We start from the raw sequence: 24,221 nt of genomic DNA, 5'->3' as shown, positions 1-24,221 counted from the left end.
GAGTGCGGGATGGAACCCTGGATGTGGTGGCTGCTGGCGGCCGTGGTGCTGGTGGCGATCGCTGGCGTGCTGCTCGCCCAGCGATCCCAGCGTGCGGCACGGGAGCGCGCCAGCGCCGAGGCCGACCAGTTGCGGGCACAGGCGGCGGCGGGGGAGTCGACGGCGGCCGACCGCGAGGCGCTGGCCCGCGAGGCACAGCAGCGCGCTGAGGAGGCCCGGGCCGAGGCGGACCGGCTCGAGGAGGAGGCCCGGCAGGCCACCGGTGAGGCCCGGCAGGTGCGGGACGAGGTGACCGAGACCTACCAGCAGGCCGACGAGATCGACCCGCGCGACCGGACCTAGCCGCTCACGGCTGCGACGGAGCACGGCCGCCGGATGGGACAATCCCGGCATGGGATCCCTCGCTGACATCACGCCCCCGATCGCCCTGGGGGCGCTGGACGGTCGCTACCGCGGGGCTGTCGCGCCCCTGGTGGACCACCTCTCCGAGGCCGCGCTGAACCGGCAGCGGTTGCACGTGGAGATCGAGTGGTTGATCCACCTCACGACCCACGGGGTCGTGCCCGGGGCGGGCAGCCTGGAGGCGGGCGAGCAACAGCAGCTGCGGGACCTGGTGGACGCCTTCGGCGCCGAGGCCATCACCGAGCTCGCCGCGATCGAGGCCGAGACGGTGCACGACGTCAAGGCGATCGAGTACTTCCTCAAGCGCCGCCTCACCGACACCCTGGACGGGCGCAGCGACCTGTCCGAACTAGTGCACTTCGCCTGCACGTCCGAGGACATCAACAACCTGTCCTACGCGTTGATGGTCCGGGACGCCGTCCAGCAGGTCTGGCTCCCCCGCGCGACCGGCCTGGTCGACCAGGTGGGCGAGATGGCCCGCCAGCTGCACGACATACCGCTGCTGGCGCACACCCACGGGCAGCCGGCCACCCCCACCACGATGGGCAAGGAGCTGGCCGTGCTCGCACACCGGCTCCGCCGCCAGCTGCGACGGATCGAGGACGCGGAGTACCTCGGCAAGCTGAACGGCGCCACCGGCACCTACGGCGCCCACCTGGCGGCCGTGCCGGACGCCGACTGGCAGGCGATCAGCCGCGAGTTCGTCACCAGCCTCGGGCTGACCTGGAACCCGCTGACCACCCAGATCGAGAGCCACGACTGGCAGGCCGAGCTCTATGCCGACCTGGCGCGGTTCAACCGGGTGCTGCACAACCTGTGCACCGACATCTGGACCTACATCTCGCTGGGCTACTTCGCCCAAGTGCGGGGACAGGGCACGGTCGGCTCCTCGACGATGCCGCACAAGGTCAACCCGATCCGCTTCGAGAACGCCGAGGCCAACCTCGAGGTCGCCAACGCCCTGCTCGACGTGCTCGCCTCCACGCTGGTCACCAGCCGGTTGCAGCGCGACCTCACCGACTCCTCGATGCAGCGCAACATCGGGACGGCGCTGGGCCACTCGGTGCTCGCCATCGACAACGTATGCCGTGGGCTGGCCGGCCTCGACGCGGTGCCGGAGGCGATGGCCGCCGACCTCGAGGCCAACTGGGAGGTGCTCGCCGAGCCGGTCCAGTCCGCGATGCGGGCCCTCGCCGCGGCCGGCCTGCCGGGGATGGACAACCCCTACGAGCGACTCAAGGAGCTGACCCGGGGGCGGCGGATCACCGGGGAGGACCTCCGCGAGTTCGTGCGCGGCCTCGGGCTGCCCGCCGACGTCGAGGAGCGGCTGGCGGCGATGACCCCGCAGACCTACGTCGGACTCGCGCCCGAGCTCGTCGAGCACCTGGACGGCGTCGCGCCGGAGGAGGAGACGTGAGCGCGGGTTCCCGGGTGCGGCTCACCCAGGTGGTCCCCGGCCTGAACGGGCACGGTGTGCTGCTGGCCAGTCCCCACGACACCGACCGGGTGCGCGGGGCGCTCGTTGGCGCCGGGTTCGCCCTGGCCGAGATCAGCGCCCCGACCTGGGGTGGTCGTGCGGCCGACACCCTGGACTCGGACCGGCCGGCGACGTCGTTGCGGGAGGTCCAGGCTGCCCTCGCCACGGCGTTGCGCCTGCCGGAGACCGCCGGTCGCAACCTCGACGCGCTGGTCGACAGTCTGCGAGACCTCGCCGTCCGGTGGCCCGAGTCCGACCGGGTCGCGCTGCTCTGGCACGGCGCCGACGCGCTCGTCGAGTCCGACCTGCCCGGCTACCTGGTGCTGACCGACATCCTCCGCTCGGCCACCGAGGACCTCTGGCATGACTCCCCCGGGGACCGCTCCTTCGAGACGGTGGCCTTCGTCGAGCGGCACGGGGTGCCCACCCTCCCGAACGTCGCGGACGTCACCCACGTCACCCACGTCACCCACGTCACCGACGCCGCAGACGCCGCGGAGCAGGACCACACCGGGGCACCGCCAGCCGGAGACGATCCGTGGTGAGCGGCGGCCCCGGCGACGGCCGCAGGCGTGGCGGCCAACGATCGCTCCTGGCCACGATCGCCCTCGGGCTGGTCGCGCTGCTGGCCTGGTGGTTCGGGTTCGACTCCTCCGACACGCAGGACGCGGACACCGCAGGTGGCGCCGCGCCGGATCGGCCCACCGCCACGTCGGGCCCAGCCGGCGGATCCGCGACCCCGGACACCGCCGGGACGACGGACGATGCGGGGACACCTGATGGCTCCGGAGCGCCCGAGGATGCCGGGTCACCCGCTCCGGACGAGCTGCCCGACGGCATTCCGGCGTGCACCGACCCCCTCCCCCCGGAGGCCGCCGACGTCATCGACGACATCGCAGCGGGCGGGCCGTTCGACTATCCCCGCAACGACGACACCACCTTCCAGAACCGGGAGGGGCTGTTGCCGGACGAGGCCCGGGGCTACTACCGCGAGTACACCGTCGAGACGCCCGGCAGCAGCGACCGCGGCGCCCGCCGCATCGTCACGGGCGGGGACCAGGCGACCGATCCGGCCGCCTGGTACTACACCGAGGACCACTACGAGAGTTTCTGCGCGTTCGCACCCTGAGTCCGGGAATACCCCAAGGGGGTATGCTGTTGGCATGGCTGTGAATGGCTACACCGGGACCAAGGACGACTATCTCAAGCGACTGGCGCGGATCGAGGGACAGATTCGCGGCATCTCCAAGATGGTCGAGAACGACACCTACTGCATCGACGTGCTGACGCAGGTCAGCGCCGCCACGAAGGCGTTGCAGGCGGTCAGTCTCGGCCTGCTCGAGGACCACATCGGCCACTGCGTGGTCGATGCCGCCCGCGAGTCCGACGAGGCCGCGGACGCCAAGGTGCAGGAAGCCTCGGCGGCCATCGCCCGGCTCGTCCGCAGCTGACCCACCCCCACACGACCCGAGAGGACCTCTCATGAGCACCCAGATCCAGACCACGAAACTGACCGTCACCGGGATGACCTGCGGACACTGTGTCTCCTCGGTCACCGAGGAGCTGCAGGAGATCCCCGCGGTCCGCGACGTCCGCGTCGAGCTGAACGCCGGCGGCGACTCCCCGGTGTTCATCGACAGCGAGGGCCCCCTGGACGTCGAGGCGGCCAAGGCGGCCGTCGCCGAGGCCGGTTACACCGCGTCCTTCTGACCGACATCCTTCTGACCGACGCACACCCACGAGACGAGGGCACCATGTCCACCTCCTCCCCGACCACGTCCGAATCCTCCGCGGCGACGCCGGAGTCTGCCGTCGACCTGGCCATCACCGGGATGACCTGCGCCTCCTGCTCCGCCCGGATCGAGCGCAAGCTCAACAAGCTCGAGGGTGTGGAGGCGAGCGTCAACCTCGCCACCGAGAAGGCGCGGATCCGGTATGCCGATCCGGTGACCGTGGACGAGCTGGTCACCGCCGTGCGGGCGGCCGGGTACGGCGCCGAGCCGGTGCGGCCCTCGACGCCGCGCCGGGCGGAGGGGCACGGGACGGCTCACGACGACGCCGGGCACGAGGGCACTGCGCACGGGCCCGCGGACGCCGGGCATGACCACGAGCACGAGGGCGCCGGCGGGCATGACCACGACCACGACCTCATCGGCGAGCGGTCGCTGCGGCTGCGGGCCCTGGTGGCCACGGTCCTGGCCGCGATTGTCGTGGTCCTGGCCATGGTGCACCCGATCAGCATGGCGCTCGGCACCTGGGGGCACTGGCTGCAGCTGGTGTTGACGACCCCGGTCTACCTGTGGGCGGCCTGGCCGTTCCACCGGGCGGCGGCCATCAACGCCCGGCACTTGGCCTCGACCATGGACACCCTGGTCTCGATCGGGATCAGCGCGGCCTACGGCTGGTCGGTCGTGGCGGTCCTCACCGGGTTCACCCACGACCTGTACTTCGAGACCGCCGCCGTGGTCACCTCGTTCCTGCTGATCGGGCGCTACATCGAGGCGCGGTCCAAGGCGCGGGGCAAGTCCGCCCTGACCACCCTGCTGAGCCTGGGCGCCAAGGACGTCGCGGTGCTGCACACCGACCCCGTCAGCGGCGCCTGGACCGAGGAGCGGGTGCCGGTCGACGCGCTGCGGCCCGGCGACCGGTTCGTGGTGCGTCCCGGGGAGAAGATCGCGACGGACGGGGCCGTCGTCGACGGGCACAGCGCCGTCGACGCCTCGATGGTGACCGGCGAGTCGATGCCGGTGGAGGTCGGCGTCGGCGACGACGTGGTCGGCGCCACCGTCAACGGCCAGGGTCGACTGGTCGTAGAGGCCACGCGGGTCGGGTCGGAGACCGTGCTGGCGCGGATCACCCGCCTCGTCGAGGAGGCGCAGACCGGCAAGGCGCCGGTCCAGCGGCTCGCCGACCGGGTGTCCGCCGTGTTCGTCCCCTCGGTCCTGGCGTTCGCCACGCTCACCTTCCTCGTGTGGCTGGTGACGGGGCACTCGGTCAGCGAGTCCCTGATGCCCACCGTCGCCGTGCTCATCATCGCCTGCCCCTGCGCCCTCGGGCTGGCCACGCCGACCGCGCTGCTCACCGGCACCGGCCGGGGTGCCCAGCTGGGCGTGCTCATCAAGGGCCCGCAAATCCTGGAGAGCACCCGCCGGGTCGACACCGTGGTGCTCGACAAGACGGGCACCCTCACGGCGGGCGAGCCGCAGCTGCAGACCGTGACCACCGCGGGCCAGTTACCCGAGATCGCCGCGCTCAAGGCCGCTGCCGCCGTCGAGGCCGGCAGCGAGCACCCGATCGCCCGCGCGATCGTCGACGCGGCCGCCGAGCGCGGGGTGGAGCTCCCCCGGATCCACGGGTTCGAGAACCTCCCGGGCCGCGGCGCCCGGGCCTCGATCAAGGGGATGCCGGTGACCGTCGGCAAGCCCGAGCTGTTCTCCACCGTGCCCGCCGAGCTCACCGAGGCCCTGGCCACGGCCGAGGGCACCACCGTGCTCGTCGGCTGGGAGGGCCGGGCGCACGCCGCCCTCACGGTCGCCGACAGCGCCCGACCCAGCAGCGCGCAGGCGGTGCGCGAGCTCGCCGACCTCGGCCTCACGGCATACCTGCTCACCGGCGACAACGAGCACACCGCCCGCGTCGTCGCCGAGGAGGTCGGGATCGACCCGTCCCGGGTCCGCGCGAACGTGCTGCCGGAGGACAAGCACGCCGAGATCGCGCGGTTGCAGGCCGAGGGCAAGGTCGTGGCGATGGTCGGCGACGGGATCAACGATGCCGCGGCCCTGGCCCAGGCCGACCTGGGGATGGCGATGGGTGCGGGCACGGACGCCGCGATGGAGTCGGCGGACATCGTGCTGGTGCGCTCCGACGTGCGCAGCGTCGGCACCGCCATCGGCCTGTCCCGGGAGACGCTGCGGATCATCAAGCAGAACCTCGTGTGGGCCTTCAGCTACAACACGGCCGCCATCCCGCTCGCGGCATTCGGCCTGCTCAGCCCGATGATCGCCGGTGCCGCGATGGCGCTCTCCAGCGTGATCGTGGTGCTCAACAGCCTGCGGCTGAGGGCCTACGGCCGCTCCTGACCGGGACCGGCGGGGGCGTCAGAGAGTGACCTGTTCCCCGCCGGTGTCGAAGGTCACCGAGTCCAGCGCGGGCTGACCCTGCTGGAACTCGAAGTCGATCTCGCGCTCGAACTCGCCGGGGCGGTCCAGCCCCAGCCAGTCCCGGATCCGGGACGGGTCGCCGTTGATGTGCAGTGCCCTCAGCCGGACCGCGCTCTCGTCCAGGGTCGAGGGGTGGTGCTCCAGGCTGTCCCAGTGCACGAAGAAGGGCAACTGCGGGTCGGCGAGCAGGCCCTTGATGCCCACCTGTCGCCAGGTCAACTCCACCCCCTCCGGGGTGTGCCGGTGCCCCTCCACCGCCTTGCGCCCCAACTTGTCCTCAAACCGGGCCAGGTCGCTGACCGCCACCACCCAGGCCATCCAGCCACCCCCCTTCTCGGAGCGGGCCCGCACGGCCTGGCCGAACGGCGCCTTGTCGGCCGCCGGGTGGTCCAGCACCTCGACCACCTCCAGGTAGCGGGTGTCCGCCAGGGGGAGGATCATGTTGCGCGTCCCGAACCGGGGGTGCAACCCGCCGTCGCGTGCGGTGACCCCCAACCGCTGCGCCAGCCGACTGGCTGTGGCCTTCATCCCGTCCGGCTCTGCGGCGTAACAGACGTGGTCGATGCGCATGCCAATCATCGTGACACAGCCCACACCGGGACCTTCAATCAGGGTACGCCTGCCCCGCTGCCGCACGGCCTCGTAGAGCAGGATGGCGGCCGAGGTGGCCACGTTGAGGGAGTTGGCCCGCCCCACCATCGGGATCCGCACCCGGTGCGTGGCAGCCTCCAGCAGCTCGGGGGTCAGGCCGTACTTCTCCGCCCCGACCGCGATCGCCACCGGCCCGGTGAAGTCGACGTCGGTGTGCTCGACGTCGGTGTCCGGGGTGGCCGCGACCAGCGGTATGCCGTCACTCGCCAACCGCGCGAGCGTTGCCTGGGTGGTGTCGCTGACCACGGGGACGCTGAACACGGTGCCCTTGCTGGCCCGCACCACGTTGGGGTTGCCCCAGTCGGTGACCGGGTCCGCTGCGATCACCGCATCGACCCCCGCGGCGTCCGCCGTGCGCAGCATGGCCCCCAGGTTGCCCGGCTTCTCCACCCCCTCGCAGACCAGCACCAGCGGGGAGCCCGTCAATGCCAGGTCAGCGCTGGTCCGGGTCACGGTCGGGACCACCGCCAGGAACCCGTCGGGACCCTCCCGGTAGGCGACCTTCTCGAAGGCCGCACGCCCGAGGCGCACCGGCTCGGCGCCCCCGTCAGCGGCCCGGCGGACCAGGTCCTGCTGCGCCGGGTCGGCCATCAGCTCGGGGCAGTAGTACACCGTGATCGGGGTCAGCCCGGCACCGAGCGCGAGGGAGAGCTCCTCGTAGCCCTCCAGGAGGGTGCGCCCCTCCGCCTCCCTGACCCGTCGGCGGCGCAGCCCTGTCAGGGCCTTCAACCGCGGGTTCCCCGGCGAGGTGATCAGCAGGTCGTCCATGTCCGGGACAGCATCCCAGATGGCTACCGGCGCGGCATCGCCACCTCACCCAGCGGGCGGTTGCAGAAGACGATCCCGAACCCGCACCCCAGGTCCTCCTCCAGGAAGTCGCTGTATGAGGTGAGGATCACCCAGTCCTCGCCGGAGCCCGGCACGCCCTGCACCACCTCGACGTCCCGCTCCAGCACCAGCTCGGTGGGCTCGCCCCACCTCACCCACGGCCGCAGTGTCTCCACCGAGGGGAGCTCACCGCACCGCGCTTCGTCACGGTCCGCGGGGACCAGCGGCGCCGTCACGGTGTAGTCGTCCTCAAAGGCGGGCAGGAAGAGCAGCGGGCAGTCCTGTGGCCGGCTCCCGGACAGTGCGTGCCGACCGGCCAGGGCCTGTGGGTCCGGCGCCGCGAAGTACTCGACGAAGCTCCAGTGACACTTCTGGGCGTAGTGGTCGACGAACAGGCCGCGGTCGCGGGAGATGATGCTGCACCGGTAGCCGGCGGCGCTGTGCGTCGGCGCACTGCCGAGGTCACGGGTGGCCGCCCGGACCAGGTCGGCATGGTCCTGCGCTGCGCCGTCCCGGCTCTCCCGCAGGGCCGTGGTCGCCGCGTCGGCGGTCCGGTCGGCCAGTCCGGCCAGCCGGATGGCCTTGAGGGACACGAGGACCACGACCACCGCCAGGGCCAGCAGCAGCGTCACGAGCAGCACCCGTCTGACCCGTCGCCACATGTCCGGAAGGGTATGCCGCAGGTCGAGCGACCGAAACCCTTAACGTCGGGGCCTTGCTCGGCTAGCGTGGGGGTCTCCTCGGGATGTCGACCGTCATCTGGCCGACATACCGCGGAAACACGGGAGAGCGACACTTCCCGTCAGCGCCGACGAACTGGAGAGACATGGCCACCGTGAGGGCAGCAATAACCCAGACCACCTGGACCGGCGACAAGGACTCGATGCTCGACAAGCACGAGCAGTTCGCCCGGGACGCGGCCGCAGAGGGAGCGCAGGTCATCTGCTTCCAGGAGCTGTTCTACGGCCCCTACTTCGGGATCACGCAGGACAAGAAGTACTACCGCTACGCCGAGCCGGCCGACGGGCCGATCGTGCAGCGCTTCGCCGCGCTCGCCAAGGAGCTCGGCCTGGTCATCGGTCCTGCCGATCTACGAGGAGGACCAGACCGGGGTCTACTACAACACCGCCGTCGTGGTCGACGCCGACGGCACGGTCCTCGGCAAGTACCGCAAGCACCACATCCCGCACGTGGAGAAGTTCTGGGAGAAGTTCTACTTCCGCCCCGGCAACCTGGGCTACCCGGTGTTCGAGACCGCGGTCGGCCCGATCGGCACCTACATCTGCTACGACCGGCACTTCCCCGAGGGCTGGCGCGAGCTCGGCCTGAACGGCGCCCACATGGTGTTCAACCCCAACGCCACCAAGCCGGGGCTGTCCAACCGGCTGTGGGAGGTCGAGGGTCCTGCCGCCGCGGTCGCCAACGGCTACTTCGTGCTGCAGCCCAACCGGGTCGGCCTGGAGGACAACGAGTACGGCGAGGAGGCCGTCGAACTTCTACGGCACCAGCCAGGTCATCGACCCGCGCGGCAACTTCGTCGGCGACGCTCGGCTCCGGGCGAGCAGGAGGAGGTCCTGGTCCGCGACCTCGATCATGGACATGGTCCAGCAGATGCGCGACGACTGGCAGTTCTACCGGGACCGCCGCCCCGACTCCTACGCCCAGATCACCGCAGCCGTGAGGAGCTGACCCATGAGCCACGACATACTGATCACGGGCGGCACCGTCGTCTCCTCCACCGGACGCACCGAGGCCGACGTCCTCGTCGACGGCGAGCAGATCGTCGCGGTCCTCGCGCCGGGATCCACCGCTGCTCGGGCACGACCTGGCCGGCCGGCGTCGACACGCGTCGATCGACGCGACCGGCAAGTACGTCATCCCCGGCGGCATCGACGCCCACACCCACATGGAGCTGCCGTTCGGCGGCACCTACGCCTCCGACACCTTCGAGACCGGCACCCGCGCCGCCGCCTGGGGCGGCACCACCACGATCATCGACTTCGCGGTGCAGACGCTACGGCGAGCGGGTCGAGGACGGCCTGGCCGCCTGGCACGAGAAGGCCGACGGGCAACTGCGCCGTCGACTACGGGTTCCACCAGATCATCGGCGGCGTCGACGAGTTCTCGCTCAAGGCGATGGAGACCCTGGTCGACGAGGGCGTCACGCAGCTACAAGCTGTTCATGGCCTACCCCGGCGTCTTCTACTCGCGACGACGCCCAGGTCCTCAGGGCGATGCAGAAGGCCGCCGACCTCGGGCTGCTCACGATGATGCACGCCGAGAACGGCCCGGCGATCGACGTGCTCGCCGAGCAGCTCGTACAACCAGGGCAAGACCGGCCCGTACTACCACGGCATCGCCCGCGCCTGGCAGATGGAGGAGGAGGCGACCCACCGCGCGATCATGCTCGCCGACGTCACCGACGCCCCGCTGTACGTCGTGCACGTGTCCGCGAAGCAGGCGGTCGCCCAGCTCGCCGCGGCCCGCGACCGCGGCGCAGAACGTCTTCGGCGAGACCTGCCCGCAGTACCTCTACCTGTCGCTGGAGGAGCAGCTCGGGGCCCCCGGCTTCGAGGGGGCCAAGTGGGTCTGCTCCACGCCGCTGCGCTCCCGCGAGGAGGGCCACCAGCACGCCATGTGGCAGGGGCTGCGCACCAACGACCTGCAGATGGTCTCCACCGACCACTGCCCGTTCTGCATGAAGGACCAGAAGGAGCTCGGCGTCGGGCGACTTCCGCGCCATCCCCAACGGCATCGGCTCGGTCGAGCACCGGATGGACCTCATGTACCAGGGCGTGGTCACCGGCGAGATCACCCTGGAGCGCTGGGTGGAGCTGACCTCCACCACCCCGGCCCGGATGTTCGGCCTCTACGGCACCAAGGGCGTCATCGCCCCGGGCGCCGACGCCGACATCGTCGTCTACGACCCGAACGGCCACACCTCGATCGGGCTGCGACAAGACGCACCACATGAACATGGACTACTCGGCCTGGGAGGGCTTCGAGATCGACGGCCACGTCGACACCGTGCTCTCCCGCGGGCGGGTCGTGGTCGACGGCGGCGAGTACCACGGGTCCGCCGGGCACGGGCGCTACCTCAAGCGCGGCTCTCAGTCAGTACCTGCGTCTGAGGAGGCGGCGCATGGACTTCGGAGCTGTTCTCCAGACCAACCCGCCCTCGAGCCGGGTGGTGCAGCTCGCCCAGCTGGCCGAGCACCACGGGTTCGCCCACGTGTGGACGTTCGACTCGCCACCTGCTGTGGCAGGAGCCCTACGTCATCTAGTCGGCCAGATCCTCGCGGAGCACCCGCAAGGTGACCGTCGGGCCGTTCGTCACCAACCCCGCCACCCGCGACTGGACCGTCACGCGCCAGCGTCTTCGCCACGCTGAACGAGATGTACGGCAACCGCACCGTGTGCGGCATCGGCCGCGGCGACTCCGCGGTGCGAGTCACCAACGGCAGCGCCGTCCACGCTGAAGACGCTGCGCGAGAGCGATGCACGTCATCCGCGAGCTGGCCAACTCCCGGTCGGTCGAGTACCACGGCGCCACGCTGCAGCTTCCCCTGGTCGACCGGGCTCCTCGCCTGGAGGTGTGGGTCGCCGCCTACGGGCCGAAGGCGCTGGAGCTGACCGGCCAGGTGGCCGACGGCTACATCCTGCAGCTGGCCGACATCGACATCGCCCGGTGGATGATCCAGGCGGTGCGGGACGCGGCCGACAACGCCGGTCGCGACCCGATGTCGGTGAAGATCTGCGTCGCGGCGCCGGCCTACGTCGGCGACGACCTGGACGCACCATGCGCGAGCAGAGCCGGTGGTTCGGCGGCATGGTCGGCAACCACATCGCCGACATCGTCGCGGCGCTACGGCAGCTCGCGGCGGCGGTCCCCCAGGCGCTGACCGACTACATCGCCGGCCGCACCGGCTACGACTACAACACCCACGGCACAGGCCGACAACGACCACGTCGACTTCGTGCCCGACGAGATCGTCGACCGCTTCTGCGTGCTCGGCACCGCGCGAGGACCACATCGAGAAGCTCGACCGCAGCTGAAGGATCTCGGCGTCGACCAGTTCGCGGCCTACCTGCATGCACGACAGCAAGGAGGAGACGCTGCGCGCAGTACGGCGAGATCGTGATCCCGGCCCTCCGTGAGCACGTCGTGGCCAAGGCCTGATGGGCGAGTCGGGGAGGCGGCGCGCGCTGGCGGGCCATCGTCTTCGGCGCCGCCGGCGTGCTCGGCCTCGGCGTGCTGTGGGAGCTGTACAAGGCGCTCGGCCCCGCCGAGGGGGTGGTCGTCGCGGGGCAGGCGGTGCTGCCGCGCACCACCGACCTCGGCGATGCCGCACCTGTGGGACATGGTGGGCCGGGCGCTGCGAACCGGCCACCAGCATCGAGGGGGCCGACCCGGTGTGGCTGGCGGTCGCTCAAGGCGTGCGCTGGTCACCCTCGGCATCGCCGGGCGCCGGGCTGGCTGCGTCGGCGCGGTCGTGGGCGTCGCTGCTCGGCCCTGCTGATGCAGCGTTTCCGGGTCGCCGAGTGGGCCGTGCTGCCCTGGCTCATCCTGAGCCAGACCGTGCCGCTCATCGCGCTCGCCCCGCTGGTGCGTCAGCTGGGGCGGGCGGCTGCGACGCTCGGCCCCGTGCGCTGGGAAACCTGGATGTCGCGTGGCGGTGATCGCCAGTTACCTGGCGTTCTTCCCGATGGCCGTGGGGGCGCTGCGCGGCCTGAAGTCCCCCGAGGCCGCACCACGTCGACCTCGTTCCGCACCTACGCGGCGTCCTGGTGGACGACGCTGCTGCGGCTCCGGCTGCCGGCGGCCGTGCCCTACCTGCTGCCGGCGCTGCGCCTGGCCGCCGCCGCCGCCGATCCTCGGCGCCGTGGTCGCCGAGGTGTCCACCGGCCACAAGGGCGGCATCGGCCGCCTGCATCATCGAGTACGCCCAGTCCGGCTCGGCCGACCCCGCCAAGGCCTGGTCCCCCATCGCGGGGGCCGTCCTGATGGGTCTGGGCGCCGCGGGGCTGGTGGCCGTCCTCGGGCTGTTCCTGGCCCGTTATCGACGCAACGAGGAGACCGTATGACGAGGGAGACCGGGCGCACCGGGTCCACCGGGGACAGCGGGGACACCGGGTCCAGCGGGGCAGGCGTGGACGAGACCGGCCGACCCGCCGTGCAGGCCACCGGGGTCGACAAGGTGTTCACCGGACGCCGCGGTCGGGTCGAGGCGCTGCACCAGCGTCGACCTCGACGGTCGCCCCCGGCGAGTTCGTCTCGCTGATCGGACCCGTCCGGGTGCGGCAAGTCCACGCTGTTGCGGCTCATCGCCGACCTGGACACCCCCAGCGGGGGCAGCATCGAGGTGTTCGGCAAGTCCGCGCACGCAGGCCCGGCATCGACCAGGACTACGGCATCGCGTTCCAGCAGCGCCGGCCTGCTGCCGTGGCGCACGCGTCGCGGGCAACGTCGAGCTGCCGCTGCGAGCTGCACGGCACCGCCGGCGGTGCCCGCAAGCAGCGGGTCGGAGAGCTGTTGGAGATGGTGGGCCTCACCGACTTCGCCGACCACTTCCCCGACCAGCTCTCCGGTGGGATGCAGCAACGCGTCGCCATCGCCCGGTCCCTGGCGGAGAACCCGCGACTGCTGCTGATGGACGAGCCGTTCGGCGCCCTCGACGAGATGACCCGCGAGCGCATGCAGGGCGAGCTGGTCCGGATCGCCGCCGAGACCGGCGCCGCCGTGGTGTTCGTGACCCACTCCATCCCCGAGGCGGTGTTCCTGTCCGACCGCGTCGTGGTGATGTCGCCGCGGCCGGGCCGGATCACCGGGGTGGTCGACGTCCGCCTCGGCGAGCAGCGCGACGAGGACGCTGCGGGAGGACGACGTCCTTCTTCGACGCGGTCACCGCGGTCCGCGACGCGCTGCACGGTGAGCCGGCCCAGGCCGGCAGGGCCCGCGGGGTGGACACCCGATGACCGCCGTCGCCGGAGCCGCCCCGTGAGCCGCGCCGCCCTGCGGGTCCTGGCCCCCGTCCTGCTCGGCGTGCTCGCCCTCGTCGGGTGGGAGGTGCTGGTGCGCGCCGGGTCTCTCCCCGCATACCTGCTGCCGGCCCCGACCCAGATCCTGGAGCAGATCCGCGCCATTTGGGACGGGCTGGTCGACGCCACGCTCGCCACCGGCACCAACGCCCTGGTGGGCCTGCTGGTCGGGTCGGTGCTGGCCGTGATCGCGGCCGCACTGGCGGCACGGCTGTCCTGGCTGGACCAGATGGTGGCGCCGCTGGTGGCCGCCGCCGCGGTGGTGCCGATCGTGGCGCTCGCCCCGGTGCTGTCCAACATGTTCGGCGCCACCAGCGAGAGCCCCCGCCGAGTGATCGTCGGGATCGTGGTGTTCGTGCCGGTCTTCCTCAACACGCTCCGGGGGTTGCGGCAGGTCAAGCCGGTGCACCGCGACCTGATGCGGGCCTACGCGGCGACCCCGTGGCAGATGACCCGGACGGTGACCCTGCCGGGCGCCATCCCGTTCGTCTTCACCGGGCTCAACATCGCCTCGTCGCTGGCCGTCATCTCCGCCGTGGTCGCCGAGTACTTCGGTGGCCTGCAGAACGGCATCGGCTCCCGGATCGCCGGGGCCGCCGCACAGAGCGGCTACTCCCGGGCCTGGGCCTACGTGGTCGCCTCGATCGCGCTGGGCCTGGTCTTCTACGGCGTCACCCTGCTGTTGGAACGCCTCGCCTCCCGCAGACCCACCTGACCCACCCCTGCCCCGACGGAACAGTCCCACCGGGCACCGAAAGAAAGTAGGTACGACATGATCCGCACGAGGAGGACGGCGGCCCTGGCCGCGACGGCCCTGACCGCCCTGTTGCTCGGCGCGTGCAGCGGCGACGACGACGGTGGCGGTGGCGACGGCGGTGACGGCACCGCGGGCGGCGGCTCCGGCGACGGCGACCTGACCCCGGTCACGCTGCAGCTGCAGTGGTTCGCCCAGGGCCAGTTCGCCGGTTACTACGTCGCGCTCGACCAGGGCTACTTCGAGGAGGAGGGCCTGGATGTGACCATCCGTGAGGGTGGCGCCGACATCGTCCCGCAGACGGTGGTCGCCGACGGTCAGGCCGACTACGCCATCGCCTGGGTGCCCAAGGCCCTGGCCAGCCGGGAGCAGGGTGCCGGGATCACCAGCATCGCCCAGATCTTCCAGCGGTCCGGGACCCTGCAGGTCTCCTGGGCCGACAGCCCCGTGACGACGTCGGCCGACCTGGCCGGCAAGAACGTCGGCAACTGGGGCTTCGGCAACGAGTTCGAGCTGTTCGCCGGGATGAGCCAGGCCGGGCTGGACCCGGCCAGCGACGTCACCCTGGTGCAGCAGGCCTTCGACATGTCCGGCCTGCTGGCCGGTGACATCGACGCGGCGCAGGCGATGACCTACAACGAGTACGCCCAGCTGCTGGAGACGGTGAACCCCGACACCGGCGAGCTCTACACCCCCGAGGACTTCGCGGTCATCGACTGGAACGACGAGGGCACGGCCATGCTGCAGGACTCGCTGTGGGCCAACAGCGAGCGGCTGGAGGGCGACGAGGACTACCAGGAGACGACGGAGGCCTTCCTGCGGGCCGTCATCAAGGGCTGGGTCTACACCCGCGACAACCCGGAGGAGGCCGCCGAGATCGTGGTGTCCAGCGGCTCCCAGCTGGGGGCCAGCCACCAGCTGTGGATGGTCAACGAGGTGAACAAGCTGATCTGGCCGTCCGAGAACGGCATCGGCATCACCGACGAGGCCGACTGGGCCCAGACCGTGGAGATCTCGATGAGCGCCGCCAACCTGGACGGCGCCACGGTCCTCACCGCCGAGCCGGACGAAGGGTCCTACACCAACGACTACATCCAGGCCGCGCTGGACAGCCTCGAGGGCGAGGACCTGGACCTGGTCGGCGACGGCTACGAGCCGATCGAGGTCACCCTCAACGAGGGTGGCAACTGACCGGCGCTCCCCACGGCCCCACCACCGTTGCGGGTCAGGTGCCCTCCGGCGCCTGACCCGCAGCGGCGAGGGCCTCCAGCACCAGGGCCAGCCCGTCCTCCTCGACCGTGGCGGTCACCTGGTCGGCGACCGCGATCACCTCGGGCGGGGCCTGCCCCATGGCCACGCCGAGAGCCGCCCAGGTCAACATCTCCAGGTCATTGCGCTGGTCCCCCACCGCGACGCAGCCCGGCGGCTCGATGTGCAACCGGCGGCGCACCTGCTCCAGGGCGTAGCCCTTGGAGACTCCCTCCGGAGCCAGGTCCAGCCAGGCGGTATAGCCCACCGCGTAGTTGACGCCGTGCAGCCCGATGCGGGCCACGAGCTCGGCGAACTCCTCCGAGCTGCCGTTGGGGTCGCGGAAGGTCACGCGGGTGACGGGCTCGGCGAGCAGCTCCTCGTGGCTGACCACCCGCTCGGCGCCCTGCAGTTCGCCCTCGGGGAACGGTGCGCTGACCTTGAAGCCGACCCCCACGTCCTCCACGGCGATGATCGCGTCCGGGACGGCCCGCTGCAGCACCTCGACGGCGGGACGGGGATCGAACGTCACCGCCTCGAGGATCTCGTAGCCCCCGGGCAACCCCGGGTCCAGGGCGAGCGTGATCGCCCCGTTGGAGCACACGGCATACCCTCCGCTGCGGAGCAGACCCAACTGTTCCAGCAACGGGATGGTGGCGACGACCGACCGGCCGGTTGCGATCACCAGGGTGGCCCCCGCCTGATCCAGGGTGTCGATCGCCCGCGCGACCCGGTCGGTCATGGTGCCGTCGTGGTGCAGGATCGTGCCGTCGATGTCGAGGCCGACCAGCAGTTGTCCGGGGGGAACGGTCATGGTGAAGTCCACGTCCCCAGCGTAGGTGGCGCACTCCCCCTGACATGCGGCGGGAGCGGTCGGTGCTGTGCTGTTCACACCACCGACCGCTCCCGGCCACCGGACGGATACCGGCCGTCCGCCGGTCAGTCGCCGGTCGTCCAGGCCGCCTTCCAGGACAGTCGGCCCTGGGTCTGCAGCAGCGAGCGCCGGTAGAGGCGCGCGCCGGCGGCGATGGTCAGCGCCGCGAAGGCCAGGGTCAGCAGGAGGGCGAGGGCCGGCTCCCACCACACAGTCTCCCCGGCCAGGATCCGCATCGGCATCAGGATCGTGGAGGCCACCGGGACGAAGGAGGCGATCGCCTCGGCCGTGCCGCTGAGGTTGATGCCGACCACGAAGATGATGATGAGCGCCATCGTGAGCGGCATCGTCGTGGACTGCAGGTCCTCGTTGCGGGAGGCCATCGCACCGGCCGCCGCCCAGATGCAGGCCAGGGCGAGGAAGCCGATCAGGAAGAACGGGACGTACCAGAGGATCGCCGTGGACATCTGCGGCAGCAATTGGTCGAAGTCGGTGAAGGTCAGCCCGATCAGGCCGATGCCCGTGATCAGGATCATCTGGCCCAGGGCGAGCAGCGTGTTGCCCAGCACCTTGCCGATCATCAGCTGACGCACCGGGATCATCGCCGACAGGATCTCCACGATCCGGGACTGCTTCTCCTCGACGACGCTGGTGGCGATCGCCATGCCGAACATGACCGAGGCCATGTAGAAGAGCATCGCGAAGAAGATGCCCGCGAAGTACAGCATCAGCTGGCTCTCGCCGTCCGAGCCGGACAGGTCGGAGGTGGTGAGCACGCTGCCGGCAGTGAGTTGCTCCACGGTCGTGCCGGCCGCCTCGGCGTTGGTCTGCATGGCGTTGGCGCGCACCACCTCGGTCAGCACGTTGGTCAGCTCGTTGCCGGGCTCGCCGTCGCCCGCCAGGTCCCAGCCGTTGTCGGTCTGCGTGAGGAGGGCGTCGGCGTCGCCGTCGGTGACCGCGGTCTCGCCCGCGGCCTCGTCGGCAACCTCCAGGGTGGTCATGCTCGCCCCGTCGTCCACCGCGCGCAGGCTCTCCTCGGCCTGCGCCACGATCGCGGCGCCCTCGTCGTCGGTCACCGCGACGGTGTAGGAGGAGCTGCCGCCGCCGAGGAAGGCGGTCGCCACGAAGACACCGATGATCAGCAGGAGGGTCAGACCGGTCGACACCAGGAAGTTCTTGTCGGTGATCCGGACCTGGATCTCCCGCAACATCACCAGGACCCAGGGCTGGCTCGTGGTCCCGCCCCTGGCCGGCTCGTGCTCCCGACCCTGCTGCTGCGTGCGCTCCGTCGTCGTCTGCTGGGTGCTCATGCTGCCACCTCCCGGTAGATCTCGCTCAGGGTCGGGACCACGCGGGCGAAGTCCTGGACCCCGCCGCGGCTCACCGCGGTGCGCAACAGGTGCTGCGCGCTCTCCTCGTCATCCGGCTCGACCAGGGCGGTCGGTCCGTCCAGGTCCAGCACCTGGATCCCCCGCACGTCCCGGACCCACCCGGCGTCGTCGGCCACCGTGAGCCGGTAGCGCAGGGGTGCCCCGGCGCGCAGCTCGTCACCGTCGCCCTTGGCCACAACCCGGCCCTGGTGCAGCACCACGATCGAGTCACACAGCCGGTCCACCAGATCGAGCTGGTGGCTGCTGAACAGCACCGGCACACCCGTCGCGGTGTGCTCGCGCAGCAGCTCGGACATCTGGTCCACGGCCGCGGGGTCGAGCCCGGAGAAGGGCTCGTCCAGGATCAGGGCCAGCGGGTCCCCCAGCACCGAGGCGATGATCTGGGCACGCTGCTGGTTGCCCAGCGACAGCGACTCGACCTTCGCCTTGGTGCGCTCTCCCAGGCCGAACCGCTCGAGCAGGTCACCGGCCCGGCTGCGGGCCGCATCCGCGGTCATCCCGTGCAGTTGCCCCAGGTAGGTGAGCTGGTCGAGCACCGGCTGCTTGGGGTAGAGACCCCGCTCCTCCGGCATGTAGCCGAAGCGGGTGCGCAGGGCCCGGTTGACCGGGGTCCCGTCCCACCTGACCTGGCCGGCGGTGGGCTCCAGCACCCCCATGATCATCCGCATCGTGGTGGTCTTGCCGGCACCGTTCGCGCCGACGAACCCGACCATGCGCCCCTCGGGGACCTCGAAGCCGACCCCGTCGACCGCGAGCACCTCCCCGAATCTGCGGGCGAGCCCCTCAACCTGCAACATCGCGTCCCTCGCTCTCGTTGGTCCTGGCCCGGGACGCCGCTACGTCCCGACTGCTCACCACCCTAGGGAGCGGGTACACCCGGGCGGATCAGCCTGGAGGCGGATTCGCGGGGCCTGCCTGGCCGCGGGCCGACGGCGTGACTCAGTCGGAAGGCTGAGCCAGGCCGGCCTCGTAGGCGAACACGACGGCCTGCACCCGGTCGCGCAGGTGCAGCTTGGACAGGATGTTGGACACGTGCGTCTTCACCGTGGCCTCGCCCAGGAAGAGGTCCGCCGCGATCTCCCCGTTGCTCAGCCCGCGGGCGAGCATGCCCAGCACCTCCCGTTCCCGCTCTGTGAGCAACTCGGCCTTGGCCAACAGCTCAGGGTTGCCGGACGCCGCCGGCCGCGGTGCGCCCTCCCCCGCCGCAGGGCCCTCGGCGCCGCCGGCACCCCCGTCGGCCGTGGGGCCTCGGTCCCCGCCACCAGCGGCGTCGTCTGTCATCCGGGCGATGACCCGCTGGGTCACCTCCGGGGCGAGCAACCCGTGGCCACCGGCCACGGTGCGGATCGCCCCCACGAGGTCCTCCGGGTCGGCGTTCTTCAGCAGGAACCCGCTGGCACCTGCGCGGAGGGCATCGAACAGGTAGTCGTCCCGGTCGAAGGTGGTCAGGATCACGACCTTGGCCTCGCTGTCCGGCACGATGAGCCGCGTCGCCTCGATCCCGTCCAGGACCGGCATCTGGACGTCCATCAGCACCACGTCGGGGCGCAGCTCACCGACGGCGTCGACCGCCTCCCGGCCGTTGCCGACCTGCCCGACCACCTCGATCCCCTCCTCGGTCGACAGGATCATCGCGAAGCCGGAGAGCAGCAACGGCTGGTCGTCGACCAGCAGCACCCGGATGGGGGCGCTCATCGCCCCGACCCCACCAGCGGCGCCCCGGACATGTCCCCGTCGGCCCCTTCTGACGGCATACCGGAGGCGGGGAACCGCACCCGGACCCGGTAGCCGCCCACGCTGCGTGTCCCCATCTCGGCCATTCCCCCCAGGTGTTGGGCCCGTTCGCGCATGCCCAACTGTCCCAGACCGGTCCCCGAGGTGCCGTGACGGGGGGAGCCGTTGTCGACGACCTCGACCTCGACCCAGTCCCCCTCGACCCGGACCACGACGGAGGCGCGGGTCGCGGTGGAGTGCCGTCTGACGTTGGCCAGGGACTCCTGGACGACCCGGTAGCAGGACAGTTGCACGGGAGGCGAGACCCGCTCCGCCGCACCCTCCGGTGTCTGGACCAGGCGGAACCGGACGTCCAGCATCGGGGTGCCTGCCTCGGCGATGAGGTCCGGCAGTGCGGCCAGGGTGGGCTGCGGCGCCCGGTCGATCCGCCCGCCCTCCCCCGGGCCGTCCTCGTCGCCGGGGCCGTCGGCGGCCTCCTCCCCGCTGCGCAGCGTCCCCAGCAGGTCGCGCATCTGCCCGACGGCCTGGCGGGAGGAGGTCTCCACCGCGGTCAGCGCCGTCGCCGCGGCGTCGGGGTCCCGAGTCAGCACCCGTCGGGCGGCGGCCGCCTGCACCCCCATCACCGACACGTGGTGGGCCACCACGTCGTGCAGTTCCCGGGCGATCCGCAGCCGCTCGGCCACCACCGCCTGGTCGCGCAGCCGGGCGGATTGCCGCTGGATCGTCTCGGCCTGCTCGACGACCTTCGCGGTGCGCCATGCCCCGCGCCAGTTCATCTGGCCGAGCAGGATCGCCCCGCCGAAGAAGAAGACGTTGTTGAGGACGATGTAGAGGATCATCGACGTGGTCGGGGAGAGCAGTCCGGTCTGCTCGGCGCCCTCGCCCAGCCCCAGGTTTACCGACATCCGCGCGGCCCCCGAGCTCAGCGCGAAGGCCCAGGTCAGCCACAGGAACATCACCACGATCACGGCCCCCACGACATACGACAGGGCCCGCCGGTCCCGCGCCCAGGAGACCCCGCTGAACAGCGCGAAGAAGTACACCACCTGCATCGGCAGGGTCGACATGACCGGAGGCATCAGCACCCCCAGCACCAGCATGTGCACCGCCGACAACGCCGCGACCACGATGGGGTGGCTGCGCCGCCAGGCGAGCAGGATCGTGCCGGACAGGGTGCCGACGTACTGCCAGACGATCTGCCAGGGCTCGTTCGACAGGGCGTCCACGCCGCGGAGGAACTCCACGCCGAGGGCCGCGGCCAGGAACCAGCAGAACGCCAGCTTCAGGTCGGTGCGTCGCTCGGCCGCGGTCGGTCCCGGCCGGGTCCACTGCAGGTCCGCGCCGAAGAAACGGGCTGGGGCTTCCATCCCGCCAGGGTATGCCGCACGCGGGCTGCGCGGATCCGTCGCCCGGCGGAGCCCGCTCCGTCTGCCGGGCTACTCCCGGTGACCGCCAGGTGACGCTCTCGGTCGTGGTGTGGCGCCGCCAGATGACGCTCTCGGTCGGGGTGTGGGGCCGCCAGGTGGCGCTGCCGGTCGGTCAGCGGGGGGTGAGGACGTCCTGGCCGAGGAAGGGGCGCAGCACCTCGGGGACCACGACGGAACCGTCGGGCTGCTGGTGGTTCTCCAGGATCGCCACCATCCAGCGGGTGGTGGCCAGGGTGCCGTTGAGCGTGGCCACGGTCCGGGTGCCGCCACCGTCAGTGCCGCGCTCGCGGGTGCCCAGTCGCCGCGCCTGGAACGTCGTGCAGTTGGACGTCGACGTCAGCTCGCGGTAGCGCTCCTGGGTCGGCACCCACGCCTCGCAGTCGAACTTGCGGGCCGCCGGACCGCCGAGGTCCCCGGCGGCGGTGTCGATGACCCGGTAGGGGACCTGCATGTCGTCGAGCATCCCGCGCTCCCAGGCGAGCAACTGTTCGTGCTCGGCCTCGGCGTCCTCGGCGCGGCAGTAGACGAACATTTCGACCTTGTTGAACTGGTGCACCCGGATGATGCCGCGGGTGTCCTTGCCGTAGCTGCCGGCCTCGCGGCGGTAGCAGGTGGACTGGGCCACGTAGCGCAGCGGGCCGTCGGTCAGGTCGATGATCTCGTCGGCGTGGTAGCCGGCCAGGGCCACCTCCGAGGTGCCGGTGAGGTAGAGGTCGTCGGACTCCAGCCGGTAGACCTCCTCGGCGTGCGCGTCCAGGAACCCTGCCCCGGCCATCGTGGTGGGGTTGACCAGGGTCGGGACGGCTAGTTGGGTGAAGCCGTGCTCATGCGCCCGCTTCAGGGCGAGCTGCAGCAGCGCGTTCTCCAGCCGCGCGCCGGGACCGGTGAGGTAGTAGAACCGGGCCCCCGCCACCTTGGCGCCCCGGGCCATGTCGATCGCCCCGAGCATCTCGCCGAGCTCGAGGTGGTCCCGCGCGGTGAACCCCTCCGCGGCGAAGTCGCGCGGCGTGCCGTGCTCCTCCAGGACCACGAAGTCGTCCTCACCCCCGGAGGGGACGCCGTCGATGATGACGTTGCCGATGGAACGCAGCAGCCGCTCCCGCTCCGCCGCGGCCTCGTCCTTGGCCTGCTCCAGCTGCTTCACCCGCGCCGAGGTCTCCTTGACCTCGGCCAACAGCGCCTGCTTCTCCTCGCCCTGGGCGGCGGCGACCTTCTTGCCGAAGGCCTTCTGCGCGGCCCGCAGCTGCTCGTACTCCGCCAGCCCGGATCGGTGCCCCTGGTCGGCCTGCAGCGCGGCGTCCACCACGCCGGGGTCCTCACCGCGGGCGCGCTGCGAGGCGCGCACCCGCTCGGGGTCGTCACGGAGCACACGGATGTCGATCACGCCCTCAGCCTAATGACCGGGCGCGCCGACGCGAACCGGATACCCGTCGGCCCTGGGGCGGCCCCCGGCTACCGGCAGGTTTACCGTGTGCTGATGACCACGACCGGAGGGTGCCGCCGATGACCGATGAGCCGAGCTGGGCCGCGCTGGCGGCCGTGCTGGCGCTCTCCCTGCTGTGCCTCGGCCTGATCATCTGGCTGGTCCTCACCGAGCAGCGCGCCGTCACGGCACGGTTCGGTGGCGTGGCCCCGTCCGGAGCCGACACCGCGACGGGCGAGGCGGCGAACCCCGGGGCCAGGCGCGGGACGTCGGACCGCAAGCAGGCGGCCGTCGTCGTCAACCCCACGAAGTTCGCCGACCTCGCCAAGACCCGCCGGGTGGTCGAACGGGTCTGCCAGGAGCACGGGTGGGCGGCGCCCCTCTGGCTGGAGACCACCGAGGACGATCCCGGTCGCGGTCAGACACTCCAGGCGATCGAGGCAGGGGTGGACCTGGTCTGCGCGATGGGAGGCGACGGCACGGTGCGCGTCGTCGGGTCCGCCCTGGCCGGCACCGGTATGCCGATGGGCCTGCTCCCCGCCGGCACCGGGAACCTCCTGGCGCGCAACCTGCGCCTCCCCGTGGACTGGCTGCCGGGCGATCACCTGGAGGCTGCCGTCAAGGTCGCCCTGACCGGTCGCGACGCCCCCATCGACACCTGCTCGCTCACCCTGACCCGCCCGACGGACGCCGAGCTGGCCGAGGGGTACGAGCGCGACGCAATCGACGGCGAGGAGGCACACCAGACCTCCGACGGGTCCCGGGAGGAGCACATCTTCCTGGTCATGGCGGGTCTGGGATTCGACGCAGAGGTCATGGCGAACACCGAGGAGAAGCTGAAGTCCAACCTCGGGTGGAGCGCCTACCTGGTCTCGGGGGCGCGGCACCTGCGCGGACCCCAGTTCCGCGTCGACGTCCGCACCGACGCGTCCGAGGAGACCTTCCACCGCCGGGTCCGCAGCGTCATCGTCGGCAACGTGGGGCGGTTGCAGGGCGGGATGGAGCTGCTGCCGGACGCGGAGGCGGACGACGGTCAGATGGACGTGGTGCTGCTCTCCCCGGAGGGCGTCGTCGGGTGGGGCGCGGTCGTCGCGCAACTGGCCACCAAGCAGCGACGCGGCCACGACCGGGTCGACCACCTGCAGTGCCGCGAGATCCGGATCCGCTCCAACAAGCCGGTCGAGATCCAGCTGGACGGCGACACCCTCGGCCCGGTCACCGCGATGGAGGTGGCGGTGGCACCTGCCAGCCTCATCGTGCGGCGCACCGCCTGACCCGCCGCCGACTCAGGCGTCCTCGCCCTCCCGTGCCGCGGCGAGCGCCTGCTGCTCCTCCGGGGTGAGCGTCACCTCGCTGCGACCCCCCACGATCCCCTTGGCGTAGGTGCGGGACTCCCCCCGGGCGTGGATCGAGCTCAGCACCATCCCGTCACCCCGGTCGTCGACGACCGCGGCGGAGAAGGACAGTCGCCCGCCCATGTCGCCGAACGCGTCGTAGCGCACCACCGCGACATGCTGCAACGACTGGGACACCTCGTCCCGCAGGCCGGCCAGACCGCGCTCCACCCCGTCGACCCGGGCCCGCTCGACCGCGAGCGCCTCCTGCTGGCGAGTCAGCACGGTGGCCACGTCCCCCTGCTCCTGACCCCACAGCACCTCGAACCGGCGCAGCAAAACGGCATACCGTCGGTGCGCGAGCCAGGCCAGCAGCACGGCAACCACCGCGAGCAGCGCGGCGGCACCGGCGACCAGGGACGTCTGCTCGGGTGTGAGGTCCACGCGGACAGGGTATGCGGACCGCTCGCCACCGCGCA

At 71.5% G+C, this 24,221-nt stretch carries 21 protein-coding genes and 4 pseudogenes; 15 read left to right on the top strand and 10 right to left on the bottom strand.

Going from position 1 to position 24,221, the window contains the following annotated elements; all coding sequences use genetic code 11:
* The first annotated feature begins 9 nt into the window (after nt 1-9).
* The 7 genes from AC1QRC_RS04020 to AC1QRC_RS03990 are packed head-to-tail and all read left to right on the top strand — an operon-like array spanning nt 10 to nt 5,958.
* The gene (locus AC1QRC_RS04020; RefSeq protein WP_484205531.1) at nt 10-342 is read left to right on the top strand and encodes a hypothetical protein; all 333 of its coding nucleotides are present in this window, start codon (nt 10-12) and stop codon (nt 340-342) included.
* Nucleotides 343-391: 49 nt separating this feature from the next.
* On the top strand, nt 392-1,819 hold the full coding sequence (gene purB / locus AC1QRC_RS04015; RefSeq protein ID WP_484205530.1) for an adenylosuccinate lyase: 1,428 nt from the start codon (nt 392-394) through the stop codon (nt 1,817-1,819).
* Nucleotides 1,816-2,424 (top strand): barstar family protein, encoded by a 609-nt coding sequence (locus tag AC1QRC_RS04010; RefSeq protein WP_484205529.1) that lies wholly within the window; start codon nt 1,816-1,818, stop codon nt 2,422-2,424. Before purB ends, AC1QRC_RS04010 begins: the two co-directional genes overlap by 4 nt.
* A complete protein-coding gene (locus AC1QRC_RS04005) occupies nt 2,421-3,008 on the top strand; it encodes a guanyl-specific ribonuclease (RefSeq protein ID WP_484205528.1) in 588 nt (195 codons plus the stop codon). The genes AC1QRC_RS04010 and AC1QRC_RS04005 overlap by 4 nt, the downstream gene beginning before the upstream one ends.
* A gap of 40 nt (nt 3,009-3,048) precedes the next feature.
* The gene (locus AC1QRC_RS04000) at nt 3,049-3,330 is read left to right on the top strand and encodes a metal-sensitive transcriptional regulator (protein WP_484206571.1); all 282 of its coding nucleotides are present in this window, start codon (nt 3,049-3,051) and stop codon (nt 3,328-3,330) included.
* A 31-nt stretch (nt 3,331-3,361) separates the two neighbouring features.
* Nucleotides 3,362-3,589 carry a heavy-metal-associated domain-containing protein gene (locus tag AC1QRC_RS03995; RefSeq protein ID WP_484205527.1) on the top strand — a complete coding sequence of 76 codons (228 nt, stop codon included), beginning with the start codon at nt 3,362-3,364 and terminating at the stop codon, nt 3,587-3,589.
* Between the two features lie 44 nt (nt 3,590-3,633).
* Nucleotides 3,634-5,958 (top strand): heavy metal translocating P-type ATPase, encoded by a 2,325-nt coding sequence (locus AC1QRC_RS03990; protein ID WP_484205526.1) that lies wholly within the window; start codon nt 3,634-3,636, stop codon nt 5,956-5,958.
* Nucleotides 5,959-5,976: 18 nt separating this feature from the next.
* On the opposite strand, the pseudogene AC1QRC_RS03985 reads toward AC1QRC_RS03990, so the two are convergent.
* The 3 genes and pseudogenes from AC1QRC_RS03985 to AC1QRC_RS03975 all read right to left on the bottom strand — a co-directional run.
* A pseudogene (locus AC1QRC_RS03985) lies at nt 5,977-6,591 on the bottom strand (VOC family protein); the annotation flags it as partial.
* A gap of 72 nt (nt 6,592-6,663) precedes the next feature.
* Nucleotides 6,664-7,458 (bottom strand): annotated as a pseudogene (locus tag AC1QRC_RS03980) (TrmH family RNA methyltransferase); the annotation flags it as partial.
* Nucleotides 7,459-7,481: 23 nt separating this feature from the next.
* The gene (locus AC1QRC_RS03975) at nt 7,482-8,180 is read right to left on the bottom strand and encodes a hypothetical protein (protein WP_484205525.1); all 699 of its coding nucleotides are present in this window, start codon (nt 8,178-8,180) and stop codon (nt 7,482-7,484) included.
* 164 nt (nt 8,181-8,344) lie between these two features.
* On the opposite strand from AC1QRC_RS03975, the pseudogene AC1QRC_RS03970 reads away from it, so the two are divergent.
* The 7 genes and pseudogenes from AC1QRC_RS03970 to AC1QRC_RS03940 all read left to right on the top strand — a co-directional run bounded on the left by AC1QRC_RS03970 (nt 8,345) and on the right by AC1QRC_RS03940 (nt 15,502).
* Nucleotides 8,345-9,207 (top strand): annotated as a pseudogene (locus AC1QRC_RS03970) (nitrilase-related carbon-nitrogen hydrolase).
* Nucleotides 9,208-9,210: 3 nt separating this feature from the next.
* Nucleotides 9,211-10,642, top strand: a pseudogene (hydA, locus tag AC1QRC_RS03965) (dihydropyrimidinase); the annotation flags it as partial.
* Nucleotides 10,643-11,015: 373 nt separating this feature from the next.
* Nucleotides 11,016-11,420 carry an LLM class flavin-dependent oxidoreductase gene (locus tag AC1QRC_RS03960; protein WP_484205524.1) on the top strand — a complete coding sequence of 135 codons (405 nt, stop codon included), beginning with the start codon at nt 11,016-11,018 and terminating at the stop codon, nt 11,418-11,420.
* A gap of 886 nt (nt 11,421-12,306) precedes the next feature.
* Nucleotides 12,307-12,603: a hypothetical protein gene (locus AC1QRC_RS03955; RefSeq protein WP_484205523.1), complete on the top strand. Its 297-nt coding sequence runs from the start codon at nt 12,307-12,309 to the stop codon at nt 12,601-12,603.
* The gene (locus tag AC1QRC_RS03950) at nt 12,600-12,800 is read left to right on the top strand and encodes a hypothetical protein (protein ID WP_484205522.1); all 201 of its coding nucleotides are present in this window, start codon (nt 12,600-12,602) and stop codon (nt 12,798-12,800) included. The genes AC1QRC_RS03955 and AC1QRC_RS03950 overlap by 4 nt, the downstream gene beginning before the upstream one ends.
* A gap of 161 nt (nt 12,801-12,961) precedes the next feature.
* Nucleotides 12,962-14,272, top strand: coding sequence for an ABC transporter permease subunit (locus AC1QRC_RS03945; RefSeq protein ID WP_484205521.1), 1,311 nt, complete (start codon nt 12,962-12,964; stop codon nt 14,270-14,272).
* Between the two features lie 57 nt (nt 14,273-14,329).
* Nucleotides 14,330-15,502, top strand: coding sequence for an ABC transporter substrate-binding protein (locus AC1QRC_RS03940; protein ID WP_484205520.1), 1,173 nt, complete (start codon nt 14,330-14,332; stop codon nt 15,500-15,502).
* A gap of 34 nt (nt 15,503-15,536) precedes the next feature.
* On the opposite strand, the gene AC1QRC_RS03935 is transcribed toward AC1QRC_RS03940, so the two are convergent.
* From AC1QRC_RS03935 to serS, 6 genes are all read right to left on the bottom strand, one after another.
* Nucleotides 15,537-16,373 (bottom strand): HAD family hydrolase, encoded by an 837-nt coding sequence (locus AC1QRC_RS03935; RefSeq protein ID WP_484205519.1) that lies wholly within the window; start codon nt 16,371-16,373, stop codon nt 15,537-15,539.
* Between the two features lie 125 nt (nt 16,374-16,498).
* Nucleotides 16,499-17,743: an ABC transporter permease gene (locus tag AC1QRC_RS03930; RefSeq protein ID WP_484205518.1), complete on the bottom strand. Its 1,245-nt coding sequence runs from the start codon at nt 17,741-17,743 to the stop codon at nt 16,499-16,501.
* Entirely contained in the window at nt 17,740-18,621 is an 882-nt protein-coding gene (locus AC1QRC_RS03925; RefSeq protein ID WP_484205517.1) for an ABC transporter ATP-binding protein, read from the bottom strand. Before AC1QRC_RS03925 ends, AC1QRC_RS03930 begins: the two co-directional genes overlap by 4 nt.
* 142 nt (nt 18,622-18,763) lie before the next feature.
* Complete coding sequence (locus AC1QRC_RS03920; RefSeq protein WP_484205516.1) at nt 18,764-19,519, bottom strand: response regulator; 756 nt, start codon at nt 19,517-19,519, stop codon at nt 18,764-18,766.
* Nucleotides 19,516-20,925, bottom strand: a complete 1,410-nt coding sequence (locus AC1QRC_RS03915; RefSeq protein WP_484205515.1) for a sensor histidine kinase — start codon at nt 20,923-20,925, stop codon at nt 19,516-19,518. Before AC1QRC_RS03915 ends, AC1QRC_RS03920 begins: the two co-directional genes overlap by 4 nt.
* A gap of 172 nt (nt 20,926-21,097) precedes the next feature.
* Entirely contained in the window at nt 21,098-22,369 is a 1,272-nt protein-coding gene (gene serS, locus AC1QRC_RS03910) for a serine--tRNA ligase (protein ID WP_484205514.1), read from the bottom strand.
* A gap of 119 nt (nt 22,370-22,488) precedes the next feature.
* Here serS and AC1QRC_RS03905 point away from each other — a divergent pair, with 119 nt between their 5' ends.
* Nucleotides 22,489-23,682 carry a diacylglycerol/lipid kinase family protein gene (locus AC1QRC_RS03905; protein ID WP_484205513.1) on the top strand — a complete coding sequence of 398 codons (1,194 nt, stop codon included), beginning with the start codon at nt 22,489-22,491 and terminating at the stop codon, nt 23,680-23,682.
* A 12-nt stretch (nt 23,683-23,694) separates the two neighbouring features.
* On the opposite strand, the gene AC1QRC_RS03900 is transcribed toward AC1QRC_RS03905, so the two are convergent.
* Nucleotides 23,695-24,186, bottom strand: coding sequence for a DUF4446 family protein (locus AC1QRC_RS03900; protein WP_484205512.1), 492 nt, complete (start codon nt 24,184-24,186; stop codon nt 23,695-23,697).
* Between the last annotated feature and the right edge of the window lie 35 nt (nt 24,187-24,221).

Source organism: Ornithinicoccus sp. (genome assembly GCF_057176825.1).
This window is presented reverse-complemented; position numbering and strand designations above follow the sequence as displayed.

What these genes read in the sequence shown, in the direction of transcription:
- AC1QRC_RS03995 (WP_484205527.1), top strand. Translation starts at nt 3,362, where the DNA reads ATGAGCACCCAGATCCAGACCACGAAACTGACCGTCACCGGGATGACC.
- AC1QRC_RS04020 (WP_484205531.1), top strand. Translation starts at nt 10, where the DNA reads ATGGAACCCTGGATGTGGTGGCTGCTGGCGGCCGTGGTGCTGGTGGCG.
- purB (WP_484205530.1), top strand. Translation starts at nt 392, where the DNA reads ATGGGATCCCTCGCTGACATCACGCCCCCGATCGCCCTGGGGGCGCTG.
- AC1QRC_RS03940 (WP_484205520.1), top strand. Translation starts at nt 14,330, where the DNA reads ATGATCCGCACGAGGAGGACGGCGGCCCTGGCCGCGACGGCCCTGACC.
- AC1QRC_RS03990 (WP_484205526.1), top strand. Translation starts at nt 3,634, where the DNA reads ATGTCCACCTCCTCCCCGACCACGTCCGAATCCTCCGCGGCGACGCCG.
- AC1QRC_RS03920 (WP_484205516.1), bottom strand. Translation starts at nt 19,519, where the DNA reads ATGAGCGCCCCCATCCGGGTGCTGCTGGTCGACGACCAGCCGTTGCTG.
- AC1QRC_RS03950 (WP_484205522.1), top strand. Translation starts at nt 12,600, where the DNA reads ATGACGAGGGAGACCGGGCGCACCGGGTCCACCGGGGACAGCGGGGAC.
- AC1QRC_RS03930 (WP_484205518.1), bottom strand. Translation starts at nt 17,743, where the DNA reads ATGAGCACCCAGCAGACGACGACGGAGCGCACGCAGCAGCAGGGTCGG.
- AC1QRC_RS03960 (WP_484205524.1), top strand. Translation starts at nt 11,016, where the DNA reads ATGCACGTCATCCGCGAGCTGGCCAACTCCCGGTCGGTCGAGTACCAC.
- AC1QRC_RS03905 (WP_484205513.1), top strand. Translation starts at nt 22,489, where the DNA reads ATGACCGATGAGCCGAGCTGGGCCGCGCTGGCGGCCGTGCTGGCGCTC.
- AC1QRC_RS03925 (WP_484205517.1), bottom strand. Translation starts at nt 18,621, where the DNA reads ATGTTGCAGGTTGAGGGGCTCGCCCGCAGATTCGGGGAGGTGCTCGCG.
- AC1QRC_RS03915 (WP_484205515.1), bottom strand. Translation starts at nt 20,925, where the DNA reads ATGGAAGCCCCAGCCCGTTTCTTCGGCGCGGACCTGCAGTGGACCCGG.
- AC1QRC_RS03975 (WP_484205525.1), bottom strand. Translation starts at nt 8,180, where the DNA reads ATGTGGCGACGGGTCAGACGGGTGCTGCTCGTGACGCTGCTGCTGGCC.
- AC1QRC_RS03935 (WP_484205519.1), bottom strand. Translation starts at nt 16,373, where the DNA reads ATGACCGTTCCCCCCGGACAACTGCTGGTCGGCCTCGACATCGACGGC.